This window comes from Ruegeria sp. SAZD011 (assembly GCF_059612545.1).
In genome coordinates, this window is sequence record NZ_JBXWQU010000004.1 from 1 (window position 1) to 8,088 (window position 8,088).

General features: G+C 58.9%; 8 protein-coding genes and 3 pseudogenes. All 11 read left to right on the plus strand.

From position 1 onward, the window contains the following. Positions 1-591 (plus strand): annotated as a pseudogene (locus AC2FLM_RS01075) (transposase); the annotation flags it as partial. A 99-nt stretch (positions 592-690) separates the two neighbouring features. Continuing rightward, a pseudogene (locus AC2FLM_RS01080) lies at positions 691-1,131 on the plus strand (hemerythrin domain-containing protein); the annotation flags it as partial. Positions 1,132-1,161: 30 nt separating this feature from the next. Next, the gene (locus AC2FLM_RS01085; RefSeq protein ID WP_496854886.1) at positions 1,162-2,109 is read left to right on the plus strand and encodes a LysR family transcriptional regulator; all 948 of its coding nucleotides are present in this window, start codon (positions 1,162-1,164) and stop codon (positions 2,107-2,109) included. 113 nt (positions 2,110-2,222) lie between these two features. Further along, positions 2,223-3,272 (plus strand): maleylacetate reductase, encoded by a 1,050-nt coding sequence (locus tag AC2FLM_RS01090; protein WP_496854887.1) that lies wholly within the window; start codon positions 2,223-2,225, stop codon positions 3,270-3,272. 28 nt (positions 3,273-3,300) lie between these two features. Further along, the gene (locus tag AC2FLM_RS01095; protein WP_496854889.1) at positions 3,301-4,203 is read left to right on the plus strand and encodes an intradiol ring-cleavage dioxygenase; all 903 of its coding nucleotides are present in this window, start codon (positions 3,301-3,303) and stop codon (positions 4,201-4,203) included. Continuing rightward, positions 4,200-5,030, plus strand: coding sequence for a 3-oxoadipate:acetyl-CoA acetyltransferase (locus tag AC2FLM_RS01100; RefSeq protein ID WP_496854891.1), 831 nt, complete (start codon positions 4,200-4,202; stop codon positions 5,028-5,030). The genes AC2FLM_RS01095 and AC2FLM_RS01100 overlap by 4 nt, the downstream gene beginning before the upstream one ends. Positions 5,031-5,044: 14 nt before the next feature. Beyond that, on the plus strand, positions 5,045-5,698 hold the full coding sequence (locus AC2FLM_RS01105) for a malonic semialdehyde reductase (RefSeq protein WP_496854893.1): 654 nt from the start codon (positions 5,045-5,047) through the stop codon (positions 5,696-5,698). Positions 5,699-5,708: 10 nt separating this feature from the next. Continuing rightward, entirely contained in the window at positions 5,709-6,101 is a 393-nt protein-coding gene (locus AC2FLM_RS01110) for a YciI family protein (protein ID WP_496854895.1), read from the plus strand. Between the two features lie 19 nt (positions 6,102-6,120). Continuing rightward, entirely contained in the window at positions 6,121-6,309 is a 189-nt protein-coding gene (locus tag AC2FLM_RS01115; protein WP_496854897.1) for a hypothetical protein, read from the plus strand. Between the two features lie 27 nt (positions 6,310-6,336). Then, positions 6,337-7,167, plus strand: a pseudogene (locus AC2FLM_RS01120) (C4-dicarboxylate TRAP transporter substrate-binding protein); the annotation flags it as partial. Between the two features lie 22 nt (positions 7,168-7,189). Next, positions 7,190-8,032: a TRAP transporter small permease subunit gene (locus tag AC2FLM_RS01125; RefSeq protein ID WP_496854899.1), complete on the plus strand. Its 843-nt coding sequence runs from the start codon at positions 7,190-7,192 to the stop codon at positions 8,030-8,032. Positions 8,033-8,088: the final 56 nt, after the last annotated feature.

Consider the following 8,088-nt stretch of genomic DNA (forward strand, 5'->3'; position numbering starts at 1 on the left):
GGTCATGGCTTCGCCGTCGATGCCAGCTTGATCAGTGCCGATGTTCAAAAGCAGAACTCGAGCAATCCCGAGGACTGGGCGTCGCGTGAGATCAATCCTGAAGATGCTCCCCGCGCAGTGCGCGAGTATCTGGATGCGCTTGACGATGAAGCGTTTGGGGCCGCCAGCGAGGTGAAGCCGAAGTTCACGGCCCATGTCGACCCTGCAAGCCAATGGACGGCAGCCCGGAAAGGTCCCGCATTCTTTGCCTATTCGGACAATTACCTGATCGACACAGATCACGGGATCATTGTCGATGTCGAGGCCAGCCGGTCTGTCAAAACAGCGGAAGTGGGTGCGTCGCGCCGCATGATAGACCGGACCAGCGAACGGTTCGGACTGAAGCCAGACTGGGTTGCTGCCGACACCGCCTACGGCTCTGCAGAGAACCTCGCATGGCTCGCGCTGGATCGGCAAATCCTGCCGTTCATCCCTGTCTTCGACAAATCGAAACGTCAGGATGGCACGTGGTCGCGCTCTGACTTCACCTGGGATCCCGACAATGACAGATATCTTTGTCCCGAAGGCAAAGAGCTGAAGCGCACTCGGCAATACCACATGCCCGAAGAACTGCGCTTTCTTCTGGACACCTACCCGCGTGAGACGTGGGAGGCGCATCCGGGCTTCAAGGACAAAACCCGCCAATGGCTTAGCGCGCATCAGAACTTCCGCGCGCTTGCCGAACGGGTTCGCCTAGACACCGAACTCATGCTCGACAAGGGCATGGCGCTGGACGACTACGCCGCGCGGCTGTCGTTTTTAGGCGGTCGACTGGTCGGCAATCTACACGGCCATCATGGGTGGGAAGATCATAGATACTTCCCCGAGCTTTCGGCTGCTGACCCGCGCTTTGATGCGGGGCTGGAGGTTTTGGAGAAAGATCACGCCGATCTTGACCTCGTGCTGGACGATTTCACCCGCCAAGCGAACCGCTTGATCAAATTGGCGGCTTTGGACGAGGCGCAAGCCTTTGACGAAGCGGGTCCGGTGTATGCCCAGGCACAGACGATCGAGTCATTCCTCCAGCGGCACCTCACGGATGAGGAAGACCTTGCGGTGCCGATCATCCTGCACCACCGGCTCAGGGGCTAGGCGGATGCAGAACGAACGCAGCTTGCTGCCATGAAGATTGACCCTCGCCAACTGGAAATGCTCGCCGCCATAGTAGATGGCGGTGGGCTGTCCGAGGGGGCAATGTCCCTTGGCAAGACCCAACCAAGCCTGTCCCGCTCGGTTTCAGAGCTGGAAAAGCGGATCGGCGTGGCCCTGTTTGAACCCGGCAAACGTCCGCTACAACCAACTGAGTTCTGCCTGCAATTGGTTCAATATGGTCGGTCCGTGCGGCAGGCAGGAGATGCTGCGAGTGACTTTGTTGTCCGGTTCAAGCGCGGTCAGGCCGGTGCGCTCAGGCTGGCTGGGCCGCCGATTTTCATGGACGGGGTCGTCTCCCCAATTCTTGCCGCGTTTCAGTCCGAATATCCCGGCATTCGGATCGATCAAAGCTATGGGTATGTCCAAAAGATTCTCGATGGGCTGGCGTCAGACAAACTTGACGTCGGGATCGTGCCCATCAGGGCGACCCAAGTGCCTGACACAATCGACGCGACACAAGTGCTGCCGGGGCGAAACGTGATCGCCTGCCGGACCGGTCACCCGCTGTCACTTGTCGCAGATCTTGATGCATCCGCCATTGCACAACACTCATGGATTGCACCGCCGCCAGACAGCCCACTCTATCACGATCTGCGCAATGTTCTGGATCGGATCGGTGTCAAAGACATCAAGGTGAGTTTTTCGGGCGGCTCGCTGACATCGGTCTTGAACATTCTGCACGAGTCCGATGCGCTCACGGTTCTGCCCTACTCGGTCGTCTACCGGCTGAGGCGGCAAAATACGCTGGCAGCACTGCCAATTGCGATCGGGGATCCGGATCGACACCTTTGTGTTTTGAGCTCAAAGAGCTCGGCAGAATTTCCCGCACGCAAGCGCTTGTTGCAATACCTTGGAACCGAAATGGCCGCGTTGCGAGACCTGATGGACCTCGAAACGAGGCGCACATCGTCGTCTTAGGTTGTCACGCACAACTTACCATATTGGTAATCTAACCTGCAGCCTTTCGAACCTGCTTGCACCGTAAACTCGCTAAGCTTCTTGTGACCAAGGCAGCGGGGACGTGAGCTGACATGCCACATAAGTCTAACAAGCAACGTGTTCTTTTCGGAAGAAGCATCCGCGAGACGCTCTCGGATGAAGTTGCTCACCTTGGGTGTTCCCGCGCCCTGATCCTGTCAACCCCCGCGCAATCTTCGTCTGCTCTCGATGTGGCGGCCCTCCTGAATGGGCGGTCGGCTGGCGTGTTTTCTCGCGCAGCCATGCACTCCCCCATCGAGGTCACGAAAGAGGCGCTTGAGCACGTCACGGAAGTTAGAGCCGACTGTCTCATAGCAATCGGCGGCGGCTCGACCACGGGTCTGGGAAAGGCCATCGCCTTGCGCACGGACCTGCCACAAATTGTTGTGCCTACCACCTATGCGGGCAGCGAGGCTACCCCGATCCTTGGCCAGACCGAAGATGGGATCAAGACGACATTGACGGATCCAAAGGTCCTGCCGGAGGTCGTCCTCTACGACCCGGAATTGGTGGCAACTCTGCCGGTTGCCTTGACCGTAACCTCTGCCCTGAACGCGATCGCCCACGCAGCCGAAGCTCTTTATGCCAAAGACCGAACCGAGGATAGCACTGCGCTAGCGATCGAAGGGATCGAGGCCTTCACCAATGCCTTGCCCCGTGTTTTGGACACGCCCGGCGATCTCGTGGCCCGCGCAGACACGCAACGCGGCGCATGGGCCTGCGGCGCTGTCTTGGGGCAGGTCGGAATGGCCCTACACCACAAGCTTTGCCACACGCTGGGCGGAGCGTTCGATTTGCCCCATGCAGAGACCCACGCGATCATTCTGCCCCATGCCGTCCACTACAATGCAGAGGTGGTTCCGGGCCAACTGGCGCCCATCGTCGATATCCTGGGCGGCGATGCGCCGGGACCAGCGCTTTGGCAGTTTGCGAAGGCAATGCAAGCCCCTCTGGCCCTGCGCGATCTGGGGTTGAGTGAACAAGACCTTGATCGCGCCGCCGATCTTGCAACTGAAAACCCCTACTGGAACCCGCGCGAGATAACGCGCGCTGGAATTCGTGCCCTGCTGCAATCCGCCTGGCGCGGCGAGGCCCCCAAATGAGCACGCTAGAACCGACACGGAGATTGGTATGACCGCACCCGATCAGAACCTGCCAAAGGCCTATTTCACCGAAGAGGACAGCGCCGCTGTTGTCACGGGTCAGAACGTCAATGCCAAGGATGCTCGTCTGCGTGAGGTGATGGATATCATCACGCGTCACCTGCATGCCGCCATCAAAGAGATCGAGCCGACGCAGGAAGAGTGGTTTCAAGCGATCCAGTTTCTGACCGCGACAGGTCACAAATGCGACGACTGGCGGCAGGAATTCATCCTATTGTCGGATGTGCTCGGCGTGTCGATGCTGGTGGATGCCATTAACTCGCGCCGGCCCAAAGGCGCGTCCGAGAACACCGTTCTGGGGCCGTTCCACGTTGCGGACGCACCGGAATACCCGATGGGAACGAACATCTGTCTCGACGCCAAGGGCGAGGACATGGTGGTCCGGGGGCGCGTTTTGGACGTTTATGGGCATCCAGTTGAGGGCGTCAAGATTGACGTTTGGCAAGCCAATGACGAGGGCTTCTACGACGTCCAGCAGAAAGGGCTTCAGCCCGAATTCAATCTGCGCGGAGTATTTCGGACCGGGGCTGACGGCAGCTATTGGTTCAAGGCGGTCCGGCCCAAGCACTATTCGATCCCGGATGATGGTCCTGTCGGGGCTCTGCTGGACGGGCTTGGTCGCCACCCCTGGCGGCCAGCGCATCTTCATTACATCATTTCAAAGGACGGCTTTGACACCGTCACAACGCATATCTTCGACCCCGACGATCCCTACATCGACAACGATGCGGTCTTCGGCGTCAAGGAAAGCCTGATCGCGACATTCGATAAGATCGAAGACCCCGCCGAGATCGCGAAGATGGGCTTTGGCGGCACCTATTACTGGAATGTGGATTTCGATTTCGTCCTCGCACCCAAGGCAGGCACATGAGCACGCCCTGCATCATATGCGTGGCCATCACAGGGTCTTTGCCGCGCAAAAGCATGAACTCGGCGGTGCCCATCACTGTGACTGAACAGGTTGAAAGCACCCATGAGGCGTTTGAAGCAGGTGCCACGATCTGCCACGCGCATGTCCGCAATGATGACGAGACCCCCTCCAGTGATCCGGAGAAATTCGCGCATCTCAAGGAAGGAATTGAAAAGCACTGCCCGGGCATGATCCTCCAGTTCTCGACCGGAGGGCGGTCGGGAGCTGGCAGAGAGCGCGGCGGGATGCTTCACCTGCGGCCTGACATGGCATCGCTCAGCGTGGGATCGAACAATTTCCCGACACGTGTGTATGAAAACCCCCCTGATCTGGTTGATTGGCTGGCGTCGGAGATGCGCGTCCACGACATCAAACCAGAGATCGAGGCGTTTGACCTCAGCCATATTCTGAAGGCCGCCGAGATGCATCGCGCGGGTGCGATCAAGGATGTGCCATACGTCCAATTTGTAATGGGCGTTAAAAACGCCATGCCCGCCGACGCCCAGGTTTTTGATTTCTACGTGAAGACAGTCGAACGTCTCTTTCCAGGCGCGCCGTGGTGCGCTGCGGGCATCGGACGTCACCAAAGCGAATTGAATGCCTGGGCTATTGCTGCCGGAGGTCATGCGCGGACGGGCCTTGAGGACAATATCCGGCTTGATCGCAGCACACTTGCTCCCTCGAACGCAGCCTTGGTCCGACGGACTGCACAGATTTGCGCTGAACATGACCGGCCAGTCGCGACCGCGCAGCAAGCGCGCCAGATTTTGGGCCTTCGGGCCGTGTGAAAGGACCCCTGACGATGCTCGACACAGATACACTCGACAAAGAAGCTCGTGACGCCGCCGCCGCGTTTCAGGCGCGCGCACTCACAGCAGACGACACAACGCTGCAACTGCTCTTCACCGAAGCGCGCACGCATTACGGCTGGCAAGACCGCGACGTCTCCGACGAGACGCTGCGGGCGCTCTTCGAGATCGCGAAGATGGGCCCGACCTCGATGAACCAACAGCCGATGCGGGTGATCTTCGTCCGCTCGGAGGCTGCCAAAGACCGGCTTGAGCCAGCCCTTTTCGAAGGCAACCGTCCCAAGATGCGCAGCGCACCGGTAACCGCCATCATCGCTTATGATCTGAACTTCTGGGAAGAGCTGCCGAACGTCTTTCCGCCCAACCCGCAGGCGCAAGACATCTTCAAAAACAACGCCACCGCTGCGCAGGTCAACGCCTTCCGCAATGGTACGTTGCAAGGGGCATATTTCATGCTGTCCGCCCGTGCTGTCGGTCTTGATTTCGGTGGCATGTCCGGGTTCGACAATGCCAAGCTGGATGAAGAGTTCTTCCACGGCACCTCGCTCAAATCGAACTTCCTCGTGAACCTCGGCTACGCCGATACGTCCAAGATCTTTCGCCGTCTGCCACGGCTGGCCTTCGATCAGGTCTGCGAGACGATCTGAGGAAGATGTGATGTCAGACATAAAGATCAACAAGGCTGACATTCTCGAGGCGACCAAAGGAATGTTGCAAAAGCAATTCTATGTCGTCTCGACAAGGCCCTCAGGCGGGCTGGAACCCGTCATAGCTGCGCTTGAGGATCATCTCGATTTCCTCGTTCAGCTTGGAAAGGACGGTGTTCTCTTTGGCGCAGGTCCGCACTGGGCCGACGATGAACACAGCTGGAACGGTGAGGGCATGGTGATTTTGCGCGCCGACAGCCTTGCCCATGCGCGCGAGATCGCCGCGCAGGACCCCATGCATTCCAGTGGAGCACGAACGTTCACCGTGCGCCCCTGGTTGTTGAACGAAGGCGGGATTGGCGTCCGGTTCGATTTCTCAACCGGCAAATACACCGTCGATTAGTCAAAATAGGGAGGAAACTATGAAAACGGCACTTGCCGCGCTGACACTCAGCGCACTCGCGGTCACGGCTCATGCCGAGACCTATGAGCTCACCATGGCATCAAGCCACCCGACGGTTCTGCCTTGGATCGGCCAACTGTCCACGCTTGTCGTTGCCGAAACGAACACCCGGCTTGAAGCGATGGGGTCTGAGGATCGCGTCGAATAGACGGAAGCCTATGGCGGGTCGCTTTATGGCTTCAAGGATACGCTGGAGGCCGTGGGAGACGGTCTGACCGATGCGGGCTGGGTTGGCACGCTTTGGGAAGGCTCCAAGATGCCCTTGCAGAACGTGACCTATTTCACGCCTTTCGTGTCTGATGATCTGGTTGGCACGCTGAAGATCATGAATCAGTTACACCGCGATCTGCCTGAATTGCAGGCGGCGTGGGACAATCAGAACGTGGTCTTTCTGGGGGCCAGCGGGGTCGAGACCTATCACCTCATGACCAACTTCCCAGTCAACTCTCTGGCGGACCTGGAGGGCCGCAAAATTCTAGCACCCGGACCTTCAGCAAATTGGATCAAGCATCTTGGTGCGGTGCCAGTCGATGGCGCTCTGCCCACGTATTACAATCAGATCCAGACTGGCGTCGCCGATGGCGTGGTGGTGATCCTGACCGGGGCTTTCCCGAACAAGCACTACGAGGTCGCCCCATACGTCACCCTCGTGGGGATCGGCGCGCATATGACCGGGGGCCTTGGCATCAACAAGGACGTCTGGGACGATCTGTCGGATGACGTGCGCCAGGTGCTGACCGAACTCGGAGAAGAATACACAGTCGCCCATGCCGAAGAAGTCATGGCGCGCTACGAGACCTTCCTGGCCAAATTGCCCGAGGTCGGCGCGACCGTCACCGAACTTCCCGAGGCTGACATCGCAACTTGGGCAGAAACGCTTCCGAACCTTGCCGCAGACTGGGTCGCCGCGAATGAAGATGATGGCGCCGCTGCAGTCCTGTCGGCCTACATGAACGCCGTCAAAGCCGCAGGCCTCGATCCCCGGATCGACTGGTCGGCGCGCTGATCCGTCACGCAGGATAGTGGATATGCTGACGTCTTCCTCCTTTCGTCGCGGCACAAACACAACGGTGAGCGCGGTCTCCGCGCTCACCGGGTTCGTCAGCGGCGCGGCCTCGATCTGGATCTTTTGCCTGATGCTGCTGATCTGTGCCGATATCATCGGCAGGTCGGTTTTTAATGCGCCCGTACAAGGCGTGGCCGAGATCGTCGCCAACTCGATCGTTGCAATCGTGTTCCTGCAAGCTGCCCACGCCTTGATGTGTGGGCGGATGACACGGACAGACCTGCTGATCGGATGGTTGGAAGAAGAACGCCCCTTTGCCGCTGGCGTGATGCGTATCGCTTTTCACATTGCCGGGGCGATGGTCTTTCTTCTAATCGCGGAGGGCACCTGGCCCAAACTGGTCGACGCCTGGGTCGAAGAAGAATTCTTTGGTGCGCAGGGCGTGTTCACAGCACCCGTCTGGCCCATCAAGGCCTGCCTGTTCTTAGGCGCACTCCTCACCGCGCTGGCCTTTGTCGTACAGGCGTTGAAGGACGTGAAAGACGTCGCCAATGAAGGCCGCGTTGCACCGCTGAAAGTCCGGCATACTGTGCTGGCAAAACCGAAGGGCTGGTTTTTTGTGGCCGCGTTTTTCCTGATCGTCGCCGCAGGCTACGGCGTGTTCTGGGCCGATCTTGGGCGCATCCAGATTGGGCTTGTGGCCATCGGATTCATGCTGCTTTTGATCTTTTCCGGAGCGCATATCGCCGTTGTTCTGATCCTGCTCAGCTTCCTTGGAATTTGGCTCATTCGCGACAACCCAAAGGTCGCGATGCGCTCGCTCGCGCTCGCCGCTGACGGGGCGATTAGAGCGTGTCGCGTTTAATCGGTTCTGTACCCTGTGGCCTGGAAGAAGTTGTAGCATTCCTCATCGGTGAACAG